21 protein-coding genes and 1 pseudogene are annotated in these 26236 nt (G+C 71.8%); 9 read left to right on the forward strand and 13 right to left on the reverse strand.

What is annotated here, in order from left to right:
• Positions 1–11 precede the first annotated feature (11 nt).
• The 4 genes from ACGFR9_RS29640 to ACGFR9_RS29655 form a co-directional block, all read right to left on the reverse strand.
• Positions 12–2642: a PA14 domain-containing protein gene (locus ACGFR9_RS29640; protein WP_393214377.1), complete on the reverse strand. Its 2631-nt coding sequence runs from the start codon at positions 2640–2642 to the stop codon at positions 12–14.
• Positions 2643–2847: 205 nt separating this feature from the next.
• The gene (gene glgC / locus ACGFR9_RS29645; RefSeq protein ID WP_393214380.1) at positions 2848–4068 is read right to left on the reverse strand and encodes a glucose-1-phosphate adenylyltransferase; all 1221 of its coding nucleotides are present in this window, start codon (positions 4066–4068) and stop codon (positions 2848–2850) included.
• A 51-nt stretch (positions 4069–4119) separates the two neighbouring features.
• Positions 4120–5271 carry a glycogen synthase gene (gene glgA, locus ACGFR9_RS29650; protein ID WP_393214383.1) on the reverse strand — a complete coding sequence of 384 codons (1152 nt, stop codon included), beginning with the start codon at positions 5269–5271 and terminating at the stop codon, positions 4120–4122.
• A gap of 38 nt (positions 5272–5309) precedes the next feature.
• Positions 5310–6047: a (2Fe-2S)-binding protein gene (locus tag ACGFR9_RS29655; RefSeq protein ID WP_393214386.1), complete on the reverse strand. Its 738-nt coding sequence runs from the start codon at positions 6045–6047 to the stop codon at positions 5310–5312.
• Positions 6048–6275: 228 nt separating this feature from the next.
• Between ACGFR9_RS29655 and ACGFR9_RS29660 the strand changes: the two genes are divergently transcribed.
• The gene (locus ACGFR9_RS29660) at positions 6276–7418 is read left to right on the forward strand and encodes a DMT family transporter (RefSeq protein ID WP_393214389.1); all 1143 of its coding nucleotides are present in this window, start codon (positions 6276–6278) and stop codon (positions 7416–7418) included.
• Here the strand turns inward: ACGFR9_RS29660 and ACGFR9_RS29665 are convergent.
• On the reverse strand, positions 7408–8604 hold the full coding sequence (locus ACGFR9_RS29665; RefSeq protein ID WP_393214392.1) for a transglycosylase family protein: 1197 nt from the start codon (positions 8602–8604) through the stop codon (positions 7408–7410). The genes ACGFR9_RS29660 and ACGFR9_RS29665 overlap by 11 nt on opposite strands.
• 366 nt (positions 8605–8970) lie before the next feature.
• Between ACGFR9_RS29665 and gndA the strand changes: the two genes are divergently transcribed.
• Positions 8971–10410 (forward strand): NADP-dependent phosphogluconate dehydrogenase, encoded by a 1440-nt coding sequence (gene gndA / locus ACGFR9_RS29670; RefSeq protein WP_393214395.1) that lies wholly within the window; start codon positions 8971–8973, stop codon positions 10408–10410.
• Positions 10411–11083: 673 nt separating this feature from the next.
• Here gndA and ACGFR9_RS29675 read toward each other — a convergent pair.
• Genes ACGFR9_RS29675 through panD form a run of 3 tightly spaced genes read right to left on the reverse strand, consistent with a single transcriptional unit; the run spans position 11084 to position 12542 of the window.
• Positions 11084–11734 carry an aspartate/glutamate racemase family protein gene (locus tag ACGFR9_RS29675; protein WP_393214398.1) on the reverse strand — a complete coding sequence of 217 codons (651 nt, stop codon included), beginning with the start codon at positions 11732–11734 and terminating at the stop codon, positions 11084–11086.
• A 6-nt stretch (positions 11735–11740) separates the two neighbouring features.
• On the reverse strand, positions 11741–12085 hold the full coding sequence (locus ACGFR9_RS29680; protein ID WP_393214699.1) for a GNAT family N-acetyltransferase: 345 nt from the start codon (positions 12083–12085) through the stop codon (positions 11741–11743).
• A 34-nt stretch (positions 12086–12119) separates the two neighbouring features.
• Entirely contained in the window at positions 12120–12542 is a 423-nt protein-coding gene (gene panD, locus ACGFR9_RS29685) for an aspartate 1-decarboxylase (protein ID WP_393214401.1), read from the reverse strand.
• 480 nt (positions 12543–13022) lie between these two features.
• Here panD and ACGFR9_RS29690 point away from each other — a divergent pair, with 480 nt between their 5' ends.
• The 3 genes from ACGFR9_RS29690 (at position 13023) to ACGFR9_RS29700 (ending at position 15779) form a co-directional block, all read left to right on the forward strand.
• Positions 13023–13433 carry an FKBP-type peptidyl-prolyl cis-trans isomerase gene (locus tag ACGFR9_RS29690; protein WP_393214403.1) on the forward strand — a complete coding sequence of 137 codons (411 nt, stop codon included), beginning with the start codon at positions 13023–13025 and terminating at the stop codon, positions 13431–13433.
• 56 nt (positions 13434–13489) lie between these two features.
• Positions 13490–13759 (forward strand): hypothetical protein, encoded by a 270-nt coding sequence (locus ACGFR9_RS29695; protein WP_393214406.1) that lies wholly within the window; start codon positions 13490–13492, stop codon positions 13757–13759.
• Between the two features lie 556 nt (positions 13760–14315).
• Positions 14316–15779: an endo-1,4-beta-xylanase gene (locus ACGFR9_RS29700; RefSeq protein WP_393214409.1), complete on the forward strand. Its 1464-nt coding sequence runs from the start codon at positions 14316–14318 to the stop codon at positions 15777–15779.
• Between the two features lie 263 nt (positions 15780–16042).
• Here the strand turns inward: ACGFR9_RS29700 and ACGFR9_RS29705 are convergent, their stop codons facing one another.
• Positions 16043–16306: a GNAT family N-acetyltransferase gene (locus ACGFR9_RS29705; RefSeq protein WP_393214410.1), complete on the reverse strand. Its 264-nt coding sequence runs from the start codon at positions 16304–16306 to the stop codon at positions 16043–16045.
• Positions 16307–16599: 293 nt separating this feature from the next.
• Positions 16600–18411 carry an ABC transporter ATP-binding protein gene (locus ACGFR9_RS29710; RefSeq protein WP_393214413.1) on the reverse strand — a complete coding sequence of 604 codons (1812 nt, stop codon included), beginning with the start codon at positions 18409–18411 and terminating at the stop codon, positions 16600–16602.
• Between the two features lie 285 nt (positions 18412–18696).
• On the opposite strand from ACGFR9_RS29710, the gene ACGFR9_RS29715 reads away from it, so the two are divergent.
• The 3 genes and pseudogenes from ACGFR9_RS29715 to nhaA all read left to right on the forward strand — a co-directional run bounded on the left by ACGFR9_RS29715 (position 18697) and on the right by nhaA (position 21698).
• Positions 18697–19191 (forward strand): VOC family protein, encoded by a 495-nt coding sequence (locus ACGFR9_RS29715; RefSeq protein WP_393214416.1) that lies wholly within the window; start codon positions 18697–18699, stop codon positions 19189–19191.
• 90 nt (positions 19192–19281) lie between these two features.
• Positions 19282–19536: pseudogene (locus ACGFR9_RS29720) on the forward strand (amidohydrolase); the annotation flags it as partial.
• A 284-nt stretch (positions 19537–19820) separates the two neighbouring features.
• Positions 19821–21698 (forward strand): Na+/H+ antiporter NhaA, encoded by a 1878-nt coding sequence (gene nhaA / locus ACGFR9_RS29725; protein ID WP_393214419.1) that lies wholly within the window; start codon positions 19821–19823, stop codon positions 21696–21698.
• 100 nt (positions 21699–21798) lie between these two features.
• Here the strand turns inward: nhaA and ACGFR9_RS29730 are convergent, their stop codons facing one another.
• From ACGFR9_RS29730 to ACGFR9_RS29740, 3 genes are all read right to left on the reverse strand, one after another.
• Positions 21799–22956 carry a cellulose-binding domain-containing protein gene (locus ACGFR9_RS29730; protein ID WP_393214422.1) on the reverse strand — a complete coding sequence of 386 codons (1158 nt, stop codon included), beginning with the start codon at positions 22954–22956 and terminating at the stop codon, positions 21799–21801.
• 73 nt (positions 22957–23029) lie between these two features.
• Positions 23030–24400: a cellulase family glycosylhydrolase gene (locus ACGFR9_RS29735; RefSeq protein WP_393214425.1), complete on the reverse strand. Its 1371-nt coding sequence runs from the start codon at positions 24398–24400 to the stop codon at positions 23030–23032.
• 265 nt (positions 24401–24665) lie between these two features.
• Positions 24666–25568, reverse strand: a complete 903-nt coding sequence (locus ACGFR9_RS29740) for an RNA polymerase sigma-70 factor (protein WP_393214427.1) — start codon at positions 25566–25568, stop codon at positions 24666–24668.
• Between the two features lie 175 nt (positions 25569–25743).
• On the opposite strand from ACGFR9_RS29740, the gene ACGFR9_RS29745 reads away from it, so the two are divergent.
• Positions 25744–26232 carry a carboxymuconolactone decarboxylase family protein gene (locus ACGFR9_RS29745; RefSeq protein WP_393214430.1) on the forward strand — a complete coding sequence of 163 codons (489 nt, stop codon included), beginning with the start codon at positions 25744–25746 and terminating at the stop codon, positions 26230–26232.
• Positions 26233–26236: the final 4 nt, after the last annotated feature.

The following is a 26236-nucleotide window of genomic DNA, read 5'->3' on the forward strand; positions in this document are numbered from 1 at the left end:
GGAGGAACGGTTCATCGCGTGGCGCCCTCCCCCTCGGGGCAGCCGGCCGGCTGCGGCCGGGAGGCGTCCCGGATCAGGGCCTCGTGGGCGGCCTTCACCTGGGCCACGTCCGGCTTCAGCACCCGCCGGTCGTAGGTGAGCAGACCGTTGAGCTCGCCCTCGACGTCCGTGATCTGGGTGTAGACGGCACCGTTGCTCCCCCGGCACACCAGTGCGCGCACCTCGTCGAGCTTGGTGAGGTAGTCGTCGGTGTACGTCGCCGGGTCGACGTCGACGTACGACTGCTGCACCGGCCAGGCGTGGCCGGGCACCGCGAGGCCGAGGCCGCCGTACTCGCCGCTGACCAGGGCACGTTTCCCGTCCGGGCGGGGCGGGAGCGCGGGGCTGGGGTAGCCGTGCTCGTCCATGAGGTCGCCGGCGTTGCCGTCGGCGCCCAGGTTGAGCCCGGACTGGTTGTTGACCAGCCGGCTGGGGTCCCAGGCCTTGGCCTGTTCGGCGATACGGCCGATGTCGTACTGGCCCCATCCCTCGTTGAAGGTGACCCACATCACGATCGACGGGCTGCTGATGTGCTCGTCGATCATCTGCTTCATCTCGCGCTCGTAGCGGGCGCGGGCCTCGGTGCCCGGGTTCTTCCCGGCCGTCATGGCGGGCATGTCCTGCCACACCAGCAGTCCGAGCCGGTCGGCCCAGTAGAACCAGCGGTCCGGTTCGACCTTGATGTGCTTGCGCACCGAGTTGAAGCCGAGCTGCTTGTGCGCCTTCAGGTCGTAGGCGAGGGCCTCGTCGGTGGGCGCGGTGTGCAGGCCGTCGGGCCAGAAGCCCTGGTCGAGGGTGGCCATCAGGAAGACGGGTTCCCCGTTGAGGACCGTGCGCGGCACCCCGTCGACGTTCTCGACCGCGATGGAGCGCATGCCGAAGTAGCTGCCGACGCGGTCGGCGCCGACCGTGAGCTCCAGCCGGTACAGGAAGGGGTCGTCCGGCGACCACAGACGCGGGTCGTGGATCCTCAGGGTGAGCGGCCCGCCGGTGCGGCCGCTCGCCGTGGCGACCTTGCGCCGTCCCTCGTACGCGGTCGCCCTGACCGGTACGCCGTCGCGGACACCCTTCGCCTCCACGGTGAGCCGCTCGCCGGGCACGTCCGGGATCAGCTTGAGCGAGTCGACGTGGTCGCGGGCGACCGGCTCCATCCAGACGGTCTGCCAGATACCCGAGCTGGGCGTGTACCAGATGCCGCTGGGGTCCAGCCGCTGCTTGCCGAGCGGCGGGTTCTCCCCGTCGGCGGCGTCGGTCGGGTCGTACACGCCGACGATCAGTTCCTGGGTGCGGCCGGGCTTCAGCGCGTCGGTGACGTCGGCGGCGAACTTGTCGTAGCCGCCCTCGTGGTCGGCGACCTTGACGCCGTTGACGTACACCTCGGAGCGCCAGTCGACGGCGCCGAAGTTGAGCCGCAGCCGCTTGGCGGTGCCGATGTGCCAGTCGCGGGGCACGGTGAAGGTGCGGCGGTACCACATGCGGTCCTCGTGCCGCTGGAGGCCGGAGAGCTGGGACTCCACCGGGTACGGGACGAGGATGCGCTCCCCCAGCGTCTTCCCGACGGGCGGCCGCTCGCCCTCCTCGGCGGCGGCGAACTGCCAGCGGCCGTTGAGATTGCGCCACTGCTCACGGGTGAGCTGCGGGCGCGGGTACTCGGGCAGGGCGTTGTCCGGGCCCACCTCGTCGGCCCACCGGGTGCTCAGTTCGTGGGTGGAGTGGTTGGGGCCGCTGCTGAGGAAGGCGTCCACGGGGTCACCGTCGGCGGCGGTGAGTCCGCCCTGGCCGTCGTAGCGGATGTCGGCGCTGCCGCGGGCGGTGCCGGTCCTGTTGCCGACGACCGGCTCGGCGAGCGTGACGAGCAGCGCCCTGGGGTCGGCCGGGTCGGGGTCCGCCGACTTCACGGGCCAGTCGGCGCCTCCGATCACCGCGTCGAAGTGGTCGGTGAAGCCGGCCGGGGGCGCGGCGAGCGGCTGGGGGAAGTCCAGCTTGAGGGTGCGGCCGGAGGCGAGGACGGTGGCGGCGAGGGCGCCGTCGTAGTCGAAGCCGTCGGGGAGGCGGAAGGCGGACTGCGGTACGGGCTCCTTGGCGCCGCCGGGCTCGGTCCAGCGGAGGTGGAAGTTGGAGCCGCCGTAGTGCTCGAAGTACTCGACCTTGATGTCGTGGGCCCGGCCGGCGGTCAGTTCGACGGGCTGGGCGGTCTGTTCGCGGTCCCAGTCGTCGATCCAGTGGTCGATGGCGATCTCGCCGTCGATCCACAGGCGGAAGCCGTTGTCGGCGCTGACCGAGAAGGTGTGGGCGCCGGTCCGCTCCGGCACGATCTTGCCGGTCCAGCGGACGCTGACGTCGTCCGACCGGCCGGTGGTGAGGCTCAGCCTCGGCTCCAGGTTGTCGAAGTCGAGGTCGGCGTCGAAGGCGGTGGCCTTGAGCTCGTGGAAGTCGAAGGCACCGGGGGCGGACTGGGTGTAGTACTCGCCCTTGAGGCCGTGGATCTCCGCCGGGTCGTCCTCCGCGGCGGTCGCGGCCGGGCCGATGGCGGTGAGTCCGGTGACTCCCAGCGCGGCGGCCAGCAGAAGCGCGAATCGGTTTCTGAGTCGTCTGGTGCGCACGGAACCTCCGTCGGTGAGGAAAGGTGACGGCTCGCTGCTCAGCACGTTGTTCTGGCTCTGCGTGTTCTGTTCTGTGCGCCGCACTTGTCAGTACAACGTTGTCAAAGAACAGTACTTGGCATAACAGCACGGATTCCCTTCATCCGTCCAGGGACATGACAAAGGCCCCGGTGGTCACTCCGACCGGGGCCCGTCCCTCGTGTCACTACGGCACGAGCTGTCCCTTGCCGAGCGCGATCACCCCGTTCTTGGACACCGTGTACAGCTCGGTGTCCCGCTCGGGGTTGACGCCGATGGTGGCCCCCGGCGGCACCTCCACGTTCTTGTCGAGCACGGCGCCGCGCACCACCGCGCCCCGCCCGATGTGCACGTTGTCGTGCAGCACCGACCCCTGCACGACCGCGCCCGGGTCGACCACCACGCCCGGCGACAGCACGGACCGGGTGACCTGGCCGCGGATCAGACAGCCGGCGCTGATGATCGACTCGCTCGCCATGCCGCCCGCGTTGAAACGGGCCGGGGAGAGCTGGCCGGAGTGGGTGTAGACCGGCCACTGCCGGTTGTACAGGTTGAACGCGGGGCGCTCGGCGATCAGGTCCATGTGCGCGTCGTAGTACGCGTCCAGGGTGCCCACGTCCCGCCAGTAGCCCTGGTCGCGGCTGGTCTCGCCGGGCACGTGGTTGGTGCTGAAGTCGTACAGCGCGGCCTCGCCCCGCTCGGTGAGCTGGGGCAGGATCGAGCCGCCCATGTCGTGCACCGAGTTCTCGTCCTCGGCGTCCCGGTGCAGGGCCTCGATGAGCGCCTTGGTGGTGAAGACGTAGTTGCCCATCGAGGCGAAGACCCGCTCGGGGTCGTCCGCGAGGCCGGGCGGATCGGCGGGCTTCTCCAGGAAGCCCGTCACGGACTGTCCGTCCGAGCCCGGCGTGATCACACCGAAGGAGGCGGACTCCGAGCGCGGCACCCGTATCCCCGCGACCGTGACCCCGGCGCCGCTGTCGATGTGCTGGGCGAGCATCTGGCGCGGGTCCATGCGGTACACGTGGTCGGCGCCGAACACCGCCACGTACTCGGGCCGTTCGTCGTAGATCAGGTTCAGCGACTGCAGGATGGCGTCGGCGCTGCCCAGGTACCAGCGCGGGCCGAGGCGCTGCTGGGCGGGGACCGGGGTGACGTAGTTGCCGAGCAGGCTGGACATCCGCCAGGTGGTGGTGATGTGCCGGTCCAGCGAGTGCGACTTGTACTGGGTGAGCACACAGATGCGCAGGATGTCGCCGTTCACCAGGTTGGACAGCACGAAGTCGACCAGGCGGTACGTCCCGCCGAAGGTGACCGCCGGTTTGGCGCGGTCCGCCGTGAGGGGCATCAGGCGCTTGCCCTCACCGCCCGCGAGCACGATTCCCAGGACCGAAGGACCACCACGACGCATGGCCGCTCCCCTCACGCCGAATTTTCCCAAGACTGCCCCGGAGGGACCGGACTAAGCCTGTTCGAGGATCTCCGTGTAGAGCGCGGCCGTACGGCGGGCCACCGCGCCCCAGCCGAACTCCGAGACCGCGCGCTCACGGCCCGCCTCGCCCATCCGCCGTGCCGCCGCCGGATCGCCGAGGACGGAGTCGAGTGCCCGCGCGAGACCCGCCTCGAAGCCGTCGTCCGCCTCCACGAGTACCCCGGTCGAGCCGTCCGCCACGACCTCGGGGATCCCGCCGACCCGGGAGGCGACCACGGCGGTGCCGCACGCCATGGCCTCCAGGTTGACGATGCCGAGCGGCTCGTACACCGAGGGGCAGACGAACGCGGCGGCGTGCGTCAGCAGCTGGATCACCTCGGGCCGCGGCAGCATCCGGGGAATCCAGTGCACTCCCTCCCGGGCCCGGCTCAGCTCCTCGTACAGCTCACGGAACTCCCGGTCGATCTCGGGCGTGTCCGGGGCGCCCGCGCACAGCACGACCTGGGCGGCGGGGTCGATGCCGCGCACCGCGCGCAGCAGCTGGGGCACACCCTTCTGCCGGGTGATCCGGCCGACGAACAGGACGTACGGGCGGGAGCGGTCGAGGCCGATCCGGTCCAGGGCGTCGGTGCCGGGGTCGGGGCGGTAGAGGTTCGTGTCGATGCCGTTGCGCACGACGTGCACCCGGGCGGGGTCGAGGGCCGGGTAGGCGGCGAGGATGTCGTCGCGCATGGCGGCGGAGACCGCGATCACACCGTCGGCGGCCTCGACGGCGGTGCGCTCGGCCCAGCCGGACAGGGCGTAGCCGCCGCCGAGCTGCTCGGCCTTCCAGGGGCGCAGGGGCTCCAGGGAGTGGGCGGTCATCACGTGCGGGATGCCGTGCAGCGTCTTGGCGAGGTGGCCGCCGAGGTTGGTGTACCAGGTGTGGGAGTGGACCAGTTCGCGGCCCTGGAGGGCGGCGGCCATGGCGAGGTCCACGGAGAAGGTGCGCAGCGCGTCGTTGGCACCGTCGAGCGCGGACCAGGGGCGGTGGCGCAGCACGCCGTCCGTGCCGCCCTCGCCCCAGCAGTGGACCTCCAGGTCCACCAGGGGCCGCAGCTCCCGGGCGAGGAACTCCACATGGACTCCGGCGCCGCCGTACACGTCCGGGGGGTACTCCCGGGTCAGCAGTCCCACTCGCACCCGTGAACCCCCTGTCTGAGCGGACGTTGTTCTCATGGTCACCCAGACGGGGCGCGTGGGGAAGAGCGGGGCGGCCGGCCGAAGCAGCAGTCGCCGCAGACTCCTCCGCCGGGGACACGGTAGTAGAGGCAGCAGCTGCGCCGCCGGAAGGCGGTCCCCCCGAGGGTTCCGGTTCCGGCGAGGAGGGGGTGTGAGAGGAGTTCGGCCGCGAGGGACGAGGCTCGGGCACAGACGTCCGTACGGCCGTGGCGGCGCCCCCAGCGGTCCAGTTCCCGGGCGGCGCCGGCGAGCGCCGAGGCGGCGTTGCCGCGCAGCAGGCCGGGGGCGAGACGGTGGCGGGCGCGCAGGGCCCCGGCGAGGGGTTCGAGGTGGCCGTGCAGCACCAGCCGGGCGATCGTCCCGGCGTCACCGGGCAGCGGTCGCACCTCGGTCAGCCAGAGGTCGTCGGGGGCACTGCCCTCGGGGTCCCAGCGCAGCAGCGGTGGGGCGAGGTCGGGGACGGCGCCGTGGAGGGCGGCGCTGCCGAGGGCGACGGACCACAGGCGGGCGGCGAGCCCCTGCTGGGCCACCGACGCGGCGACCCGCTCCTCCGGGGTGCCCAGCGCCCCGGCGACCCGGCGGACCCGGGTGGTCAGGGGATCTCCGTGAACATCCGGGCGCCCGGGCCCGTATGTCCGGGCGAGCGTGGGCAGGCAACGGTCGGCGCCTGCCGCCGTACGCAGTACGAAGAATCCACCGAGACGGTGAAGGGCGGTGAGCGACGGGTCGAGGTCCACGAGGTGCAGTAGTACCAGGGCCCCTAGGGGGTGGTCATCGGGGAGTCTCGCCAGGGGACACCCACCCTGGGGATGACGGGGTCGTCGTCGTACTCCATCGGCAGTAGGACTCATTGAGTGCTCAGGGACGACGACGGGAACACTTCGGCAAGGCATCGTGTTGGTTATGAGAGCCGACCGTTCGCCGCGCCGAGGACACCGCCCCGGCCTTACGCAGAGGAGCAGCCGATGAGCGCCCTCGCGTTGTCCGTGCTGCTGTCGTTCGTCTCTGCCGTGGCGTACGCCGGCGGGGCGATCGTGCAGGAGCAGGTGGCGGTGTCCTCACCCGGCGCACAGCAGTACGCGCCGCTGCGCCGTCCTGGCTGGTGGGCGGCGGTCGCGCTCAACGGCCTCGGCGGTCTGCTGCATGTGGTGGCGCTGGCGTACGGTCCGCTGAGCCTGGTGCAGCCCCTCGGCGCGCTCACCATCGTCTTCGCGCTGCCGATGGCGGCGCTGTTCGTCGGCCGCAGGGCCGGGGCCACCGCGTGGCGCGGCGCCATCATGGCGACGGTGGGCCTCGCGGGTCTGCTCTCCCTGGTCGGCGCGTCCGACGCGCAGTCGCTGGACACCACGCAGCGGGTGGCGGCGGCGCTGGGGACGGCCGGTGCGGTCGTGGCGCTGATGGTCGCGGCGCGGGCCGTGCACCGGCATCCGGCGGTGCGCAGCATCCTGCTGGCGATCGCGTCCGGTGTCGCGTTCGGTATGTCCTCCGTGTTCACGAAGACCGTCGCGGTCGACTGGACCGGCGGGGTCACGGCGGCGGACCTGCCGTCCCTCGCGGTGATCGGCGTCCTGGCCACGGCCGGCATGCTGCTCTCCCAGGCCTCCTACCGCGGCGCCGGACTCGCGGCCCCGCTGGCGACGCTGACGGTGGTGAACCCGGTGGTGGCGGCGGCGGTCGGCATCACGATGTTCGGCGAGACCTTCCGCTACGGCACGACGGGCACGGCGCTCGCGCTGAGCTGTGGTGTGGTGGCCGCCGGCGGTCTGATCCTGCTCACGACGGAGCGGCTCGCCCGCGAGCACCAGGAGGCCGGGGCGGCGGAGGTCTCCGTGCCGGAGCCCGCGTCCGAGACGGTCCCGGCCGCGCGGTCCGCCGTGGAGTCCGCCGTAGGGGACGAGGCGCCGGCGGTCGACCCGGCGGAGCGGCTGCTGGCCGGGCTCACGGTGCCCGAGGACGTACGGCTGCCCTCGGCGCCCGCGCCGTCACCGGACGGCCCGGCCGAGGAGACGGATCCCCTCGCCGTGCCGCTGGTGTCGTACGTGCCCTTCTACGGTCCGTACGTCCCGGTGGCGGTGGTGAACCGGCACCGGACGCGGGTCACATCCTGACGCCGCCCGCCCTCAGGTAGGCGACCGGGTCGACGTCCGATCCGAAACCGGGCCCCGTCCGCACCTCGAAGTGCAGATGCGGGCCCGAGCTGTTGCCGGTGGACCCGGAACGGCCGATGCGCTGGCCGGTGCCGACCGACTGTCCGCTCTTCACGGAGATGGCGGACAGATGGGCGTACTGGCTGTAGCGGCCGTCGGCGTGCCGGACCACCACCTGGTAGCCGAACGAGCCTTCCCAGCCCGCGCTGACGACGGTGCCGGCCCCGACCGACTTCACGGAGGTGCCGGTGGGCACGGGGAAGTCGACGCCCGTGTGGTAGCCCTTCGACCAGGAGGACCCCGCCTTGTGGTACGGCGTGCCGAGCGCGGCGCTGACCGGGGCGACGAGGCCGCCGGCCTTGGTGGAACGGTCGGCGCGGTCCTGGGTCTTCTTCTCCTCGGCGGCCTTCTTCTCGGTCTTCTTCCCGGCCTGTTCGCTGCCCGCCTTGTCGGCCTTCTCGGGCTTTGTGGCCTTCTCGGCCTTTCCGGTCTTCGTCGTCCCGCCGGACAGGCTGAGGCGCTGGCCCGGCAGGATCAGGTCGGGATCGCCGCCGATGGTGGCGCGGTTGGAGTCGTACAGCTTCTGCCAGCCGCCGCGCACCCGTTCGTCCGACGCGATACCGGAGAGGGTGTCGCCGTGCACGACGGTGTACATCTCGGCGCGGCCCGCGCGGGACTGGGGTGTCGTCTGCGGCTTGACGTCCTCGACGGAGGTCTTCTTGTCCCCGCCGGATCTGTCGGCGGCCGGCCGGATATCGGGGGTGTCGCCGCCCCGGGTCAGTCCGGCCCGTACCGAGCACACCGGCCAGGCGCCGGGGCCCTGTCCGTCGAGTACCTTCTCGGCCACGGCGATCTGCTGGTCCTTGGTGGCCAGATCCGCGCGTGGCGCGTACCGGGCGCCGCCGTACGCCTCCCACGTCGACTGGGTGAACTGGAGCCCGCCGTAGAAGCCGTTGCCGGTGTTGATGTCCCAGTCGTTCGTCGACTCGCAGGCGGCGACCTTGTCCCAGGTGCCCACGTCGGCCGCCTGGGCGACACCGGTGCCCAGCAGCGGGAGCGCCATGCCGGCCCCGCCCGCCGTGACGGTCAGCGAGGCACGGTTGATCCTGTTCGGCTGATACCGGCGGTGCCGGCCGCGTACGGCCATGGAAATCCCCCTCGACAACGCGTCAGGAGGGGCAAAAGTAAGCGTTGCGAACTGGCCGTGACAAGACGGCTATCGGCCGCACGGATGCGCCAACTGGCCGGGACTTTTCGCCCGTTGCGCCCCCATAGGCGCACCGGGCGCCGCGTGCGCGGGCGGGTGTGCCCGGGCGCCGGGGCACGCTCGTGTGCGCGCCCGGTGAGTGGAGTGGAGGTGTCCGCGCGTATGTGCCTGCGCGGGGTCGTGATGACCCGCGCGTGCGCGCGCAAGTGCGGCACGTCAGGATGGTCGATGGCAGGACCGTCGGGTGTCGACCGGCAGAACCGGCACCCGGCGGTACCGATACCAAGGTCACTAGGAGCCACCTCAATGAGCAGTTCAGCGCAGATCGGCGTCACGGGGCTCGCGGTCATGGGCCGCAACCTCGCCCGTAACTTCGCCCGCAACGGCTACACGGTCGCGGTGCACAACCGGACCGCGGCCCGCACGCACGCGCTGGTGGAGGAGTTCGGCGGCGAGGGCAGCTTCGTGCCGGCCGAGACGGCCAAGGAGTTCGTCGCGGCGCTGGAGCGGCCGCGGCGGCTGGTCGTCATGGTGAAGGCGGGCGAGCCCACGGACGCCGTGATCGAGGAGTTCGCGCCGTTGCTCGAGCCCGGCGACATGATCATCGACGGTGGCAACGCGCACTTCGCGGACACCCGGCGCCGGGAGAAGGCGCTGCGCGAGCAGGGCATCCACTTCGTGGGCATGGGCGTCTCCGGCGGCGAGGAGGGCGCGCTGAACGGGCCGAGCATCATGCCGGGCGGCCCGAAGGAGTCGTACGACTCGCTGGGTCCGATGCTGGAGAAGATCTCCGCGAAGGCGAAGGACGGCTCCCCGTGCGTCACGCACGTGGGTCCGGACGGCGCCGGTCACTTCGTGAAGATGGTGCACAACGGCATCGAGTACGCCGACATGCAGCTGATCGGTGAGGCGTACCAGCTGCTGCGCGATGTCGCCGGGTACTCCCCCGCGCAGATCGCGGAGATCTTCCGCACCTGGAACACGGGCCGGCTGGACTCGTATCTGATCGAGATCACGGCCGAGGTGCTGTCGCACGTGGACGCGGCCACGGGCAAGCCGTTCGTGGACGTGGTGGTGGACCAGGCGGAGCAGAAGGGCACGGGCCGCTGGACCGTGCAGATCGCGCTCGACCTGGGTGTGCCGGTGTCCGGGATCGCCGAGGCCGTCTTCGCCCGCTCCCTGTCGGGTCACGCGGCGCTGCGGGAGGCGTCGCGCGGGCTGGCCGGTCCGAAGGCGGCCCCGATGGGCGAGGCGGAGGCGGCCGCGTTCGCCGACCGGGTGGAGCAGGCGCTGTACGCGTCGAAGATCGTGTCGTACACACAGGGCTTCCACGAGGTCGCGGCCGGCAGCGAGGAGTACGGCTGGGACATCGACCTCGGTGCGGTCTCCGCGATCTGGCGGGGCGGCTGCATCATCCGCGCGGCCTTCCTGGACCGGATCCGCGCCGCGTACGACGCCCGCGCCGATCTGCCGAGCCTGCTGTCGGACGACACGTTCGCGCAGGAGATCGCCGACGCCCAGGACGACTGGCGCGAGGTGCTGATCGCGGCGACCCGCCAGGGTGTGCCGACTCCCGGCTTCGCCGCGGCCCTCGCCTACTACGACGCCCTGCGCGCGGAGCGTCTGCCGGCCGCGCTCACCCAGGGACAGCGGGACTTCTTCGGCGCGCACACGTACCGCCGTACGGACCGCGAGGGCTCGTTCCACACGCTGTGGGGCGGGGACCGCTCGGAGGTGACGGCGTAGCGGCCGCATGAGGGAAGGGGCGGTGGACGGGCCTGACGGTCCTCCACCGCCCCTTTCTCTCTGCGCTCGGGTCTGCCTCGGGTCTGCCTCGGGGTCAGCTGAGGGGCGGGCCGGGTTCCGGGTTGGGCACCGGGTCGGGGCCGGGCGGGATCGGGGAGGGTGACGGGTCGGGCGGTCCTGGCTGGGGTGGCCGCGGTCCCGGCCCCGGGGGCTGCGGGGTGGGCTCGGGGCCGGGCCCCGGCGGCGGAGGGGCGGGCTCCGGGTCGGGGTGGGTGGGGTCCGGGCCCGGCGTGGGTCCCGGGGTGGGGCCCGGCGGGACGGGGTCCGGGTACGGGTTCGTCATGCGCGTGTCCTCCGGCCTGTCGGTCGACGTCGGCTCTGGACTTCTCCCCCGCCTACCCGACGGCCGCCTCTCCAGTCACCCGGCCGGTGGATCAGGGGCCCGGGTGAGGGTGTCGGGGCGGCCCGCCCCGGTGCGCGACCACCGGGCAATGGGGCGTCCGCCGTTCCGCGGCCGCACCTGGTGCCCGGCCTGGTGGGCGTCTTCACGAGCACGGATCACGTCGTCGCACACAACCCGGGCACACTCGAACGCCCTCGCCAACGCGTTCCCCACCTCACTCGCTGGTGCCAGCGCTGCCCGGCTTGATGCCGAGGAGACGTCCCGGCCGCCCTACTCCTCGCCGAGAGCCTCCCCGCACAGGCGGGCCGCCGCCAGGAGTCCCGGGCGGGGACTGGACAGGACGGGTACGCGGGCGGTGGTGAGCCGCTCGGCCGGGGCCATGGATGCCTGGGCGAGGACGATCACATCGGCGCCGGTGACCGCGTCGGCGGCGTCCGCGACCCGGCGTACGTACCCCGCCGGGTCGTCCGCCTCGAAGCGGGCCCACGCGCCCTCGACCAGCACGGTCCGCACATCGACGGGCCGTCCGGCACGATCCGCCTCCTCCTCGAGCAAGGCCACCGTGGGTGCGAGCGTGCTCTCCAGGGCGGCGAGGACGACGACCCGCGACCCGGCCGCCACCGCCTCGGCGGCCATCGGCCGGTCGACACGCAGCACCGGAACACCGGACCGGGCGGCCGCGGCCTCCGCCACCCCGCCGATGGTCGAGCAGGTGCACAGCACGGCGCCGGCACCTCCGCCGACGGCCTCGGTCACTCTCGCCCCTACGTCGTCGGCCACCGCCGCGGGCCCGTCGGCGCGGGCGCGCTCCAGCAACTCCGCGTCGACGAAGTGCCGCAGCTCCAGTCCGGGACGGAGCTCGTCGCGCAGCGCGTCGAAGACGGGCACGTGCACGGGCGAGGTGTGCAGCAGTGCGAGCACGGGACGTCAGAACCGCTCGGGGTGGGCCGCCAGCCACTCCTCGGCCGCCCGGATCAGCTCCGGCCCGGCCGCCGGAGCCTCGTCGGGGTGGCGCTCGGCCCACCTGACGACGTACGGGCAGAGCGGGGCTACGACACTGTCCTCGCGGGCGGCGACGGCGTACAGCTCGCGGGCCAGGGAGCCGGCGATGCCCTTGCCCTCGTGCGCGGGCTCCACGATGGTGTGCACCGGCACGAGCGCGCGCCCGGGGGTGTCGAGCGGGAAGTACTCGATCCGCCCGACGACCTCGCCGTCCGCCACCGCCTCGAGCCGTCCGGCCGCCCGGTCGTCACGGATCTCGATGTCACCCATGGCCACGTCACGCTCCTGCCTCGGTAGGTACCGGTCAGGCCGTGACGACGGCCCCCGGGCTGCGCTCCTGGTCCGACCCCGGCACCGGCTCGGACGGGTCGGCCCCCAGCGCCACGATGCGGTTGTCGCCGTCCACATGCACGACCCGGGGTTCCAGCGCCCGCGCCTCGGCGTCGGTCACCTGAGCGTAACTGATGATGATCACCAGATCACCGGGCTGGACGAGATGCGCGGCGGCCCCGTTGATCCCGATCACTCCGGACCCGCGCTCCCCCTCGATGACGTACGTCTCGAGCCGCGCCCCGTTGGTGATGTCGACGATGTGCACGAGCTCCCCGGGCAGCAGATCGGCGGCGTCGAGCAGCTCGGCGTCGATCGTCACGGATCCCACGTAGTGCAGGTCGGCCTGGGTGACGGTGGCACGGTGGATCTTGGACTTGAACATGGTGCGCAGCATGTCGGACTCCTGAAGAACGGCTCCCTGCCCGCTTTGTGCAGGTCAAGGGCGTCGTCCACTGTACACGGGCACGCCTCCCGGTCGAAGACCTCGCAGAACTTCGTGCACCGTACCGAGCAGGCTTCCCGCCTGGGCTGTTGTGCGCGGCAGGCTGTGGTGACACCCGCCGACAACACTCAGCGAACGGACACCAGGTACCGATCGCCTACGAACAGGTGTCCACTCCCCGGGGGCAAGGCCCGATCACCTCTCAGGGACCCTGGCTCGGCGGGCAGCCGGAGATGCCCCTGCGGCACGGCTTGGCCGAGGTCATCTCGTCGTTCAGGGACCTGCGGTCGACTGCGGACCGCCGTGCGCGGCCACTGATCCACGGCGCTCCGGAGACCGGCATGCGCGTTAGCGTGATCCTCTGCCGCATGGAGTGCCCATGGGCCGGGTCGGCCCGCACGAGGGTCTGCGACGGAGAGTGACGGAACTGCGATGAGTGAACTGACGAAGCCCGAGGTCGACGTCCCGGAGGGTGCTGCGCCTGCCGAACTGACCGTCCGGGACCTGGTCGTCGGGGACGGGGCCGAGGTGAAGCCGGGCACGGTGGTCAGGGTCCACTACGTCGGGGTGACCTTCGAGACCGGGAAGGAGTTCGACTCCTCCTGGGACCGTGACCAGCCCTTCAAGTTCGCCCTGGGCGGCGGCAGGGTCATCAAGGGCTGGGACCGGGGGTTGAGGGGGATGAGGGTCGGCGGTCGGCGTGAGATCGTCGTTCCCCCGCGTCTCGGCTACGGCAACCAGTCGCCCTCGCCGTTGATCCCGGCGGGCTCGACCCTGGTCTTCGTGGTGGACCTGCTCGACTCGTACTCCGCCAGCGCAGGCGGCTGGAGCAACTCCCGCTGACCCGGACCGTTCCTGTTTCCGCGCCCTCGCCCCAGGCGTTGGAGGCGGGATGCGGGATGCGGGATGCGGGATGCGGCCTGGACGTCGATGAGGTCGCGAACGGTGCCGCGGTCGGCGAGGGCACGGAGACCCTGGTGCCGGTCACGTCGTCGAGGAACGGGGCCGTAGGAGGGCTGAGCGGGCGGAGCCCTGAACGCCACCTTGAGGACGTCGGCCTCGCACTCCTCGCCGGTGTCCGGATCGGTGACGAGGAAACGGCCGCTGAGCGGATCGGCCCGGACGTGCGTGGTCCGCCCTCCGCGCACGCTGGAGCCTGGGGTGAGTGAGGCGACGGCCTCCCGCACCGGAGCGGGGTTCTCGGTGGCGAGGTCGAGCTCACGGCTGAAGTGTTCGACCGGCCCGTAGGCGCCGACCGTACCGACCGCTTTCCGGCCGTCGTTTCCGAACGGTCCTCGGCCGACGGCCCCTCACTCGCGCCTGGAACAATGGCGATCAGTCACAGCGGGGCGGCGCGATCGGTTGCGCACCGTTCCTGCCGCGGCTGGGGAGGACGGTGCTCGACAACGGCGTGGCTGAGGGCGGCGATGCCGTCGGAAGACGGGCTGAGGATACGGAGTGCTGCTGTCCATGCGGTTTCGAAAGAGCGCTGTCATCGTGGTCGTGTGTGCCTTTGTCGCTGGTGTCTCGGGGGACCGTGCCGGCACCTCCACGCCCGCGGGGGGACCTGTGGAGGACCTCCTGAACGGCAGGGACTGGGCTCACTTCGCCGGCGGGAAGCCCACGCACGCAGGGGTGCGGGTCACACCCCTCGACCGGCGCATCACACACCAGGACGGTACCGGCGGACAGCCGAACCCCCCGGTGAACCTGCGCGGTCCCCACATGGTGTTCCGAGGGGATGTCCGGATCGAAGCCGGCCTGCGGCGCACGGATGACGCTGATGCCTACCTGCATCTGTACGGTGAGACACCGGTCATCTACGACGAGTGGCGCTACGAACGGCGCGGCGTGCGCATCGGCGTGGTCGGCGGGAGGCTCCGGATCGACCGCTGGGACGGGGACTCCGACAGACCTGCGATGACCCGGACCTTCGGGAGCGGCCTGGGGCTCGAAGTCCGCCTCGCCGTCGAAGTCCGCGCGAACAGGCTTGTGCTGGAGGCCGACGGCAGGGTCGTGGGAACCGTGCCCGCGCGGGACGTCTTCGGCAGTGGCCGCATCTGGTTCGGCGCGGATGCGGGAGTCCGCGGGAAGGGCTGGACCCTCAGCGATCTCCACGCGCGTTCACTGGGACGGGGCCGGATGTCCGTCGTGGACGCGCCCGGCCTGCGAGTGCCCCGGTCCAGCGATGCAATGCGTGATCTGGCGGCGGTTCTCCCACGCCCGATCCGTATGGGAACCGCCCTGGCCGCGGGCCCCTTGCTGACTGACAGCGCCTACCGCCGGACGGCGGGTGAGGAGTTCTCCATGCTTACGCCGGAGAACGACTTCAAGCCGCAGTTCGTCCAGCCTCGACGCGGCGTGTTCGCGTTCGCGGAAGGCGACGTCCTGGTGGACTTCGCCGAGGCCAACAGGATGAAGGTGCACGCCCACACCCTCGTCTGGTTCGAAGCCCTGCCCGCATGGATGCGCGCCGAGATGACGCACGGGCAACGCAGGCGCGTCATGGTGGAGCACATACGCGCGGTAGCGGGCCACTTCCGGGGGAAGGTGGCGGAGTGGGACGTGGTGAACGAGCCCATGTCCGACGAGGACGAGGACTACTCCAACGGCAACCGGGGCGTGCGGCCGCAGTTGTGGTTCGAAGCGATGGGTGAGCAGTACATCGACATCGCCTTCCATGCTGCCCGCGAGGCCGACCCGCACGCGGTGCTGTACCTCAACGAGTACGGGGTGGAGGAGGACGGTCCTCGCTGGGATGCCCTCTACGCGCTGCTGATCCGGTTGAAGGAGCGGGGCGTTCCGATCGATGGCGTCGGTTTCCAGGACCACGAATACGCCGTCGGCGACCGTACCGACCCCGAGGTCTTCCGACGCAAGGTCCGGGCTTTGGCCGGGCTCGGCCTGAAGGCCCGGGTCTCGGAGGCGGACGTCCTGGTCGACGAGGACGAAGAGGACATCCAGGCCCGCCAGTTGGCGGGGAAGCTCGCAGTCTGCGGCGAAGAACCCAACTGCACCTCGTTCTCGACCTGGGGTTTCACCGACAAGTACGGCTCCACGGCTGACCTGCGCGACTATCCCCCGAGTCCGGGAAACGCTCTTCCCTGGGACGCGACGTACGAGGCGAAACCCGCCTACTGGGCACTGCGTGACGTCCTGGACGACGCTCGCCGCTCAGGTACTGGATAGGTGGGCGAACACCGCGAACGACCTGAGGCCGATCCGGCCCATCACCACGCCGTATCGGCCGGCACCACGTCACGAACTGGATCGGCATCCCCATACGGAGGGCCCGCGGGCCCAGTGACGGGCGGCGTACCGCGACTCTTATGTCACAGGCGGCAGTTGACCGCCCATAGCACCCCGGACCGACCAGGCCGTCCCGGCGCGATCCGAAGCCGCCGGGTCCGCAGTCCACCAACCGCCCGGCAGCCGTCCGCCGGCAGGACCACTCAGCCGAGCTGCGTCTTCAGCCACCGCAGGACATCGGGTGTGACCGGGTCCGTGATGTCCGCGAACTCATCGTGCGCCAGCCCCTGGCCGGCGAAGGCGTCGTCGATCTCCGTATGGAAGAAGACTCGCTGCACGCCCAGGTCACGGTAGGCGGTCAGACCGGCGCGCCGGCCGTCGACCAGGATCTCGTACCGGCTACCGGCGTCCGTACGCTCGACGACCGTGGTGGTGGAGGGCGCTCGCTCATGGTGTGCTTTTCGCAAGGAGGGGCAACGGGTCGGTGGGTTCCGGCGCGGTGCGATGACGGCGTTCGGCAGGGCCGGTGCGGGCAGGGGGCCGCCGGGAAAGTCCCTGATGACGCCGAAACGGCCGGAGGATGCCTCCCGGTCCTCGCGGGCTTTCACCATGTCCTCGTGGCTGCGGCCGACCAGGGCGGGGCACCCCACGGGGCCGTCAGCCCTGCGAGCGCGGCAGGAGCGTACTGGCGTGCGTGGCCGTCGGCTCGCTCAGGGGCCCTGCCCGGAACGCGGGGTGGCGGCATGCCTCCCCCGCGCGCTCACGCGTCCGGGGGTGCGGCGGGGTCCGTGAGGAAGCCGCCGGACTGGTGGTGCCAGAGTTTGGCGTAGGCGCCGTTCGCTTCGAGGAGTTCGGTGTGGGTGCCCTGCTCGACGATGCTGCCGCGGTCGAGGACGACGAGGCGGTCCATGCCGGCGACGGTGCTCAGACGGTGGGCGACGACCACGGCGGTGCGGCCGTCCATCAGCCGCCACAGGGCGTCCTGGACGAGGATCTCGCTCTCGGAGTCGAGTGCGCTGGTCGCCTCGTCGAGGAGCAGGATCGGGGCGTCGCGCAGGACCGCGCGGGCCAGGGCGACGCGTTGGCGCTGGCCGCCGGAGAGTTTCACGCCCCGCTCCCCCACCAGGGTGTCGAAGCCTTCGGGGAGCTGGTCGGCGAACTCCGTGACATGGGCTGCCGCGGCCGCCGCGTGGATCTCCGCATCGGTGGCGCCGGGGCGGGCGAAGGCGATGTTGTCCCGCAGGCTGCGGTGGAACATCGCCGGGTCCTGGGGCACGTAGGCGATCAGTGAGCGCAGATCGGTCTGGCGCAGCCGGCGGATGTCCTGGCCGCCGATCAGCAGGCGGCCGTCGTCGATGTCGGACATCCGCAGCAGGAGCCGGGTGAGGGTGGTCTTGCCGCCGCCGGACCTGCCGACCAGGCCGATCCGGGCGCCGCCGGGGACGTCCAGGTCGAGGCCCTCGAAGATCGGTTTCGCGCCCTCGTGGGCGAAGGTGACGGCCTCGAAGCGGATGCCGGTGTCGCGCGGAGCGAGCGGTTCGGGTTCGGCCGGGTCCAGGACGGTGGGCGGGTCCCGCAGCAGTTCGGTGAACTGTGCGGCCTCGGTCGTCGAGCTCTCCAGACGCCGGTAGATCTGGTTGAACTCGAACATGATCTGAGTGGCGTTGGAGTAGTAGGTGAAGGCGACGACGATCTCCTCCACTCCCTGGCCGGGCCCGCCGAAGGCGATGGCGACCAACAGGCCCAGTACGTTGGTCAGTACGGACATGGGGGCGACCAGGGTGTCGACGCGCAGATTGCCGTAGTCCCACGATTTCAGCGTCAGGCGGCGGGACTCGGCGACCCGGCTGCGGTGTTCGCCGGCCTCCCGCCGCTCGGCCGCGAACGCCCGGATGGTCTCCATGTTCACGAGGCTGTCGGCGACATGGCCGGAGACCCGGGCGACCGCGGCCTCCCGGGCGTGGACGAGCGCCTGACGGCGGCGGATCAGGGGCGTGGCCCCCGCCGCCGTCAGTACGATCATCAGCAGGAGGCCGGCGACGAGCAGGGGTTCGTAGTGCCAGAGCACGACGGCACCGAACACCAGTGGCACGAGGCTGCCCACGATCCGGTACGTCACCGTGTCGACGAAGTCCTCGAAGCGCCGGCCGAAGCTGAGCACCCGTTTGGTGAGGGAGCCGGCGAAGTTGTCGTGGAAGAACGAGGCGTCCTTGGCGAGGAGTTCGTCCATGCCGAGCACGTACAGGTGCTCGGTTCCGAGGGCGCCCACCCGGTTCAGACAGTGCTGTCCGATCCGCCAGACGACCTCGGCGAGCAGCAGCACCGCGCCGAAGCCGAGGACGTACGGCAGTGCGGGGGCGAGGGTGAGGCCGCCGTCGGCGGCGGCCTGCCCTGCCAGTTTGGCGACGAGCAGCGGGGCGACGTAGCGGATGCCGATGTTGCCCACGGCCGGGAGCAGCAGCGCGGGCAGGGCCAGCAGCCGTAAGCGGATCAGTTCACGGCCGTAGAGCCGCAGCGCGAGGGCGACCGCGCCCCCGCCGGGCACCGGCCGCTGTTCATCTGTGGTCGCCATCGCACTCCCCGAGGTCGGAACTCGGAAGTGTCCCGTCGGACAAGGGTGCCGGTCCACACATTTAACGTGTAAGGGCGAGAACCGGACATCGTGCGCCGGCCCTCGGCGCCCGTACGCGTTGATTCCGGACGACCGGACGGCCCACCTGGGCCGAACTCGGTGCTGCGCGGGTCGGATCCGAGGTGGACCGCGTGGGCCACGCGCTTGACCTGAACCGGACTTGAGCTTCTACGTTCGCTCGCAGCCGCGGGAACCGGCCTGCGGCGTTCTTCGAGGAGGTTCGTCATGGCCGAGCGCACATCCGGCACGGACGGCGTGGAGATCCCCGACCGTTACCGCTACGCCGTCGTCCCGCACATCATGGTCGACGACGCCGCCGCGGCGATCGACTTCTACCGTCGGGCCTTCGGCGCCCGTGAGGACTTCAGGGTCGACGCCCCGAACGGCGGGATCCTGCACGCCGAGATCACCGTCGGGCGGTCGGTGCTGATGCTGGGCGACGCGAGCACGGACGAGGCGGAGACCGGCTCCTTCGCCGCCCCGGCCACGCTCGGCGGGGGCACCTCCGTCACCCTGCACGTCTTCGTGCCGGACGTCGACGGCCTGGCGCAGCGCGCGGAGGCGGCCGGCGCCGAGATCCTCCAGCCGCCGACCGACATGTTCCACGGCGACCGCACCGTCGTCCTCAAGGATCCCTCGGGCCACATATGGGTCTTTCTGACCCACCTGGAGGACGTCTCGGAGGAGGAGCTGCGGCGGCGCCTGGCCGCCGCCTGGTGACCGCTCCCCCGGCTCAGGCGTGCCGCCGATGCCCTCCGTCACCTCGTGGCCGCGGTCCCGCAGGGCGTCCGCCGCCTTCCTGGCCGTGCGAACGCGCACACCGTCGAACCACAGACCGCCAGCGAGGACATGAGCGAGATCCCCCGGGCCTTCGGGGCGGCGTTCACCTACTGGGCGATCGGCGGCACCGACCCGGAGCGCTACGCCGAGGCCGTGAGGAACGGGACCGTCTCCGAGGACATCCCGGTCAACCACAGCGCCGGCTTCGCGCCCGTCGTCCAGCCGACCCTGGACACCGGAATCGCCGCGCTGACGGTGGCCGCCCTGGCCTGGCCCGGCGGCTGAGCCGCGCTCCGTCCCCGCACGGGCCGCGTCCGGTCCCCCGTGAGCCGAACGGCGCAACAGCCGGTCACTCCGGATGCCTGGCGGCCGTCGGAACGCGACGATCGGGTGAGGAGAGACGGGAAGGGCATCCATGCACCGCACACCGCGCGGGTCCCTGACCGCCGTGATCTCCCCGGCCCCCGGCGCGTCGCTCCCCGGCGGGACCGCGCGACCCGCCTCCGGCGCGTTCTCCCGCTGAGAAGCCCCGGCCCGGGCGGAACAGGCGGCCAGGAAGGGGGACACCCGTGACACGCGCGGAGAGCGCCCCGCCCTCCCAGACCCGGGCCCGGCGGCGTTCGCTGGCGGCTCAGCTCGCCGATCCGGTACGCACCTATCTGACCACCGAAGCGGGCAGCGCCGGGCTGCTCCTGGCGGCTGTCGTGGTGGCCCTGGGGTGGGCGAACTCACCCTGGTCCGGGGGGTACGAGTCACTCTGGGCGACCGAGGCGTCCGTGTCGCTCGGCGACGCGGGACTCTCCATGGACCTGGGGCACTGGGTGAGCGACGGCCTGATGGCCCTCTTCTTCTTCGTTGTCGGCCTGGAGGTCCGCTACGAGTCCTCGGTCGGCTCGCTGGCCGGCCGCCGCCGCGTGCTGCTCCCGGCCGCGGCCGGTATCGGCGGCATGGTCGTTCCGGTGCTGCTCTACCTGGCAATCGCTCCCTGGGGCGAGGCGGGCGGCGGCTGGGGCACGGTCATCGGCACCGACACGGCCTTCATGCTCGGGGCGCTCGCCGTGGTGGGGCCCCGGTTCGTCACCCAGCTGCGGGTCTTCCTGCTGGCCGTGACCGTCATCGACGACATCGTGGCGGTCAGCGTGATCGGCCTGGTCTACTCGGACACGGTCCGCCTGCCGCCCCTGCTGATGGCACTCGCCCTCGGTGCGGTCCTCGCCGGGCTGAGCCCGCTGGGTGCCTGGCGCGCGGCACCGTACCTCCTCGTCGTTCTCGCGCTGTGGCTCGCCACCCTCGCGTCCGGTGCCCACGCCTCCATCGCCGGCATGCTCGGCGGTCTCCTCATCCCCGCCCATCCCCCCGCGCCCGAGGCGGTGGACCGCGCCACCCGGCTCGCCCGCGCCTTCCGCCAGTCGCCCCGCGCCGATGTGGGGCTGTCGGCACGCGTGGGGCTGCAACGGGCGGTCTCGGTCAACGAGCGGCTGCAGCTGATGCTGCACCCCTGGGCGAGCTATGTGGTCGTTCCGCTGTTCGCTCTGGCCAACGCCGGTATCGACCTGCGCGGGGGCATCCTGGGAAACGCCCTGTCCTCCCGGCTCACCTGGGCCGTCGTCGCCGGGCTCGTGGCCGGAAAACTCCTGGGCGTGTGGGGCGGAGCCCTGCTCGGTACCCGCCTCCGCCTCGGAAAGCTCCCCCAGGGGGTGGGCCCGGGACACGTGGTGGGCGGTGCCGTGCTGTCCGGCATCGGCTTCACCGTCTCCCTGCTGATCGCCGGTCTCGCCTTCGACGACCCGGTCCTGCGCGACCAGGCGGTCGTCGGTGTCCTGCTGGCCGCCGTGCTCGCCACCGCCCTGGGGTGGCTCGCGTTCCACCTCGCCGCCGTCCTGCGCGGCGAGACGGACGCCGATCTGCCCCGTACCCTCGCCCGTCCGGTCGACCCGGCCACGGACCACATCGCCGGCCCCGTGGACGCGCCCCTCACCCTGGTCGAGTACGGCGACTTCGAATGCCCCTACTGCGCCCGCGCCACCGGGGTCACCAAGGAACTGCGGGAGCGCTTCGGCGACCGGTTCCGTTACGTCTTCCGGCATCTGCCGCTCCCCGATGTCCACCCGCATGCCGTGCTCACCGCACGGGCGGCCGTGGCCGCCGGCGCGCAGGGGCGCTTCTGGCAGATGCACGACCTGCTGTACGAGCACCAGGACCGGCTGGAGTTCGAGGACATCGCCGCGTACGCCATCGAGATCGGACTCGACGTGGAGCGCTTCCTCGAGGACATCGACGCCGAGGAGACCGCCGAGCGGGTACGGGCCGACGCGGCCGGCGCCGAGGCCAGTGGCGCCCGCGGCACACCGACCTTCTTCGTCGGCGACCGGCGGCACACCGGGCCGTACGACGCGGAGACGCTCGCCGGCGAGCTCGAGAGATCCGCCCCTCACGGCTCGTCCTGAACGGGGCTCGCCCGGAACACGGCCGCCCGTCCCGGCGTCCGGCCGTGTTCCGGGCGGGACGCCGGGACGGGAGCCGGCCGGGGTCCCGGCCGGCGGGCTGTCAGCAGCCGATGGGACCGGAGCCCACGGCCACGTCGTCGAACCACAGGGTGTCGTCGCCGGTGCCGTAGCTCTCCCAGCCGAAGCGCAGGGCGGTGGGGCGGGGCGGGGTGGTGCGGACGAGCCACTGCTGGTCGACGTCCTGCGTCGGCACACCGTCGGCGTGCAGCCCCGGTATCAACTCGTCGTCGAGCCAGGTGTCGAGCCCGGGGGCCGTCGTGTCGATCGCGAACCGCAGGCACTGCCAGCTGTCCGTCGGCAGCGGTCTGCTGAGCGCCACGCCGGCCGGGCTCTGCGCCGGCAGGGTGGCGTCGTCGCTCTCCCTGTTCCACTGCAGCGCGCCGTTCTGGCCGCCCACGCGCAGGCTCCGCCCGCTCTGCGAGGAGTCGGGGAAGGACACGAAGGTGACGTGAGCGGCGGGGAGTCCCGTGGTGTGCCGTACCCACATACGTACGTACATCACCGGGCCGACCGAGGAGAGGTCGGCGGTGGCGGCGACGAAGGCGTGGTTGCAGTAGCCGGCCCGGCCGTCGACGCGCAGCGACCGGCTGCCGCTGTGCGCCACGACGGTGTCCACGGCGGCCGTGCCGGTGCCCTGGCAGTCGGGCGCGGTGAAACTCCAGTCGCCGGACGGGGTGGTACCGGTCTGGTCCTCGAAGTCCGAGCAGAGGGCGGCGCTGCCGCAGTCCGCGCCGGGTGGCGGGGTGGTGGGCGGCGGGGTGGTCGGGGGTGTGGTGCCGTCACCCCCGCAGGACACGCCGTTGACGGCGAAGTCGCTCGGGTCGGGGTCGGCCGAACGCCAGGTCCCCTGCAGACCGAACTCGGCCGAACCTCCCGTGGCCAGCGCTCCGTTCCAGCCGAGACCGGCGGCGACGACGGACCGGCCGGTCTGGGTGACGGTCGCGTTCCACGCCGAAGTCACCTGCTGGTCACCGGCGTACGTCCAGGCCAGCCGCCAACTGTCGAGTGCGGGACCGAGATTGGTGACCTTGATCTGCGCGGTGTAGCCGCCGGACCACTTGTTCACGGTGTAGTCGACCCGGCAGCCGGCCTCCGCACCGCCGGCGGGGAGGGCGAAGAGAGCGGACGCGGACAGCACGGCCGCCGTGAGGGCCGCCGTCCAGGGGCGACGCGGTAATCGTGCGAGGAGAGCGCGCACTTGTGCCTCCGGGGTAGGGGGAGCGCTCCGGCGTACGGGGTTGGGAGCGCTCCCAGTCGAGACGGGACGAGGGTCAGCTCGTGGGGAAGTTGTCGGACGTGCTGATCCGGCTCTTGAGCAGCGCGCCGGACTCGGTCAGCACACCGCTGCCGCTGTAGTCGGAGCCCTCGCAGGTGCCGGGCCGGAACGCGGCGCTGCCCTCGTCGGCGTCGGAGAAGGTCCAGTTGGCGTAGCTGATCTTCAACTGGTCCAGCAGATCCAGCCAGGCGATGCTGCTCGCCCGGTCCACCGCTCCCCCGCCGGTGGCGCTCACCGTGCCGAACTCGGAGACGAACAGCGGAAGTCGGGAGGCGGCCCGGCTGAGCGTGGCGCGGTAGGTGTCCTTGTGGCTCGCCGCGTAGAAGTGGAAGGCGTACATGATGTTGGAGGCGTTGACGGGGTTGTCGACGACCTCGTTCTCGTTGGAGCCGTCCGAGACTCCGAGCGAGGACCAGCCTCGGGTGCCGACGATGACGACGGCGTCCGGGTCGGCGGCCCGGATCACCGGGATGACCTGCTCGGCGTAGCTCTTGATGCCCGCCCAGCTCACCCCGTTGGGCTCGTTGGCGATCTCGTAGATCACGTTGTTCCTGCCGGCGTTGCGGGCGGCGACGGACGCGAAGAAGGTCTTCGCGCGGGCGAGGTTGAAGTTGGGGTCGCCCGGCGTGAGGGTGTGGAAGTCGATCACGGCGTACATGCCGCGGGCCTCGGCCATGTCGACGAGGCCGTTCACGCGGCTGGTGAAGCCCGCGGGATCGGTCTCGTAGCCGTCCTCCTGCACGTACATGGAGATGCGCAGCAGATCCGACCGCCAGTCGTTCGCGAGCGCGTCCAGGGAGGCGGTGTTGTAGCACTGGCTGAACCACTGGATGCCGTGGGTGCTCATACCGCGCAGCTGGATGGGACGGTCGTGCTGGTTGCAGAGGTTGACGCCGCAGACGTGCAGCTGTCCGTTGATGTCGACGGGGGTGTCGTCGTCCGAGGTGGGCGGGGGTTCCTCGGTGGACCCGGTACAGGCGACGCCGTTGAGCGTGAACGCGGCGGGCTGCGGGTTGGCGCCGGTGAAGGTGCCGGTGAAGCCCAGGTCGACGGTCGCGCCGGTGGCCAGCGTGCGGTTCCAGCCGGCGTCGGCGGCGGTGACCGTGGACCCGGACTGCGACCAGGTGGCGTTCCAGCCCTGGACGATCCGCTGTCCGGCGTCCGGGAGGGCGAACTCGAGCGTCCACCCGGTGACGGGGGCACCCAGGTTGGTGACCTTGACCCCGCCCTGGAAGCCGCCCTGCCATTGGCTGGTGACCGTGTAGTCGACTCTGCAGCCGACTGCCGCCACCGCCTGGGGAGCGGTCAGTGCGGTGAGGCCCAGGACCGTCGCGCAGGTCGCCAGTAGGGCCAAGAGGCGTTTCAAAGCGTTCCTCCTCGTGCGATGCGGACATGTTCGGTGCGAACTGGTGCGAGGCGGGTGGAACGGTGCGACGGGAGCACGGTGGGGAGGGGTCCGTGCGCGGTGGGAGCCGTACCCGAGTCGCGATGGGAGCGCTCCCAAAGCCCGTCGGCCCGAGACCGTACACCGGTGCGTCGATGTGCGGTAGGTGTGCGACGGTCAAGTGATACGGCGTCGCGGATGACCGCAGTTGAGACGGGTGCGCCGATACGCCGCGGAGCGGGAGCGCTCAGCGCCGCAGCGCGGTCTCGTCCGCCATGTGGGACAGCTTCTCGGGGTTGCGGACGGCGTACAGGCCGCTGATGAGGCCGTCGTCGAAGCGCACCGCGAGGACGGTGTCGAGCGCTCCGTCGAGCCGGATGATCAGCGCGGGGTGGCCGTTGACCTCCGCCGGCCGCAGCGACACCTCGGCGGTGAGCTTGCCCAGGCCTCCGTACATCAGGCGGGCCACCTTGTCGGCCCCGACGACGGGGTTCAGGACGGCCTGCTTGATGCCGCCGCCGTCGCCGAGGAGGACGACATCCGGTGCGAGGACGTCGAGCAGGCCCTGGACATCACCCGTCTCGACCGCCCGCCGGAAGGCGTCGAGGGCGTCCCGTGTCTCGGCGGACGAGACGGCCCCGCGCGGCCTGCGCGCGGCGACATGGGCCCGCGCCCGGTGGGCTATCTGGCGGACCGCGGCCGGGCTCTTGTCGACGGCCTCGGCGATCTCGTCGTACCCGACGTCGAACACCTCGCGCAGGACGAACACGGCCCGTTCGGTGGGGGCGAGCGTCTCCATCACCAGCAGCATCGCCATCGAGACGCTGTCGGCCAGCTCGACGTCCTCGGCGACGTCGGGTGCGGTGAGCAGCGGCTCGGGGAGCCAGGAGCCGACGTAGGACTCCTTGCGGCGGCCGAGCGTACGCAGCCGGGTCAGCGCCTGCCGCGTGGTGATCCGCACGAGGTAGGCGCGCCGGTCGCGCACCGCGTCGAGGTCGACGCCGGCCCACCGCAGCCAGGTCTCCTGGAGGACGTCCTCGGCGTCGGCGGCCGAGCCGAGCATCTCGTAGGCGACGGTGAACAGCAGGTTCCGGTGGGTGACGAACACCTCGGTCGCCGTGTCCGTCCGCTCTGCGCGCTCGCTGTTCACCGGCTGCTCCCGTCGCTCGTACGTCGGTCGGTCCCCCGCGCACAAGACGCCGGGCCGCCCGCAGCTGTGACACCCGTGAACGGTGGCACACGTCACATTCCTCCCCCGTCACAGGCGGCGGGCCGCCGGCATCTCATGGCCGACCCCACGCACCGACACGAGCGAGGACACAGCGATGGACATCCGATTCGACCTGTTCGAGAACGAGCTCGCCACCCGGTTCGCCAAGCGGTTCGCCGGAGCGGCCCTGGTGATCCAGGACTCGCCGCTGCCGAAGGCGACCCAGGAGCTGGTCTCACTGCGCGCCAGCCAGATCAACGGCTGCGGCCACTGCATCGACATGCACGTCAAGGAGGCCGCGGCGGCCGGTGAGAGCGCGGTCCGGCTGCACCTGGTCGCCGCGTGGCGCGAGTCGACCGTGTTCACGGAGGCCGAGCAGGCGGCCCTGGCCCTCACCGAGGAGGGCACCCGCCTCGCCGACGCCTCGCACGGTGTCTCCGACGAGACCTGGGCCCTGGTCCGCAAGCACTACGACGACGACCAGACCGCGGCACTGGTCACCCTGGTCGCCCTCATCAACGCGGCGAACCGCCTCGCGGTGATCACCCGGCGCAAGGGCGGCTCGTACGAGGCGGGCATGTTCGCGACGGCGCTCAAGAGCTGACCGC

The sequence above is a fragment of the Streptomyces sp. NPDC048584 genome, from assembly GCF_043199595.1.
Lineage (GTDB): Bacteria > Actinomycetota > Actinomycetes > Streptomycetales > Streptomycetaceae > Streptomyces > Streptomyces edwardsiae.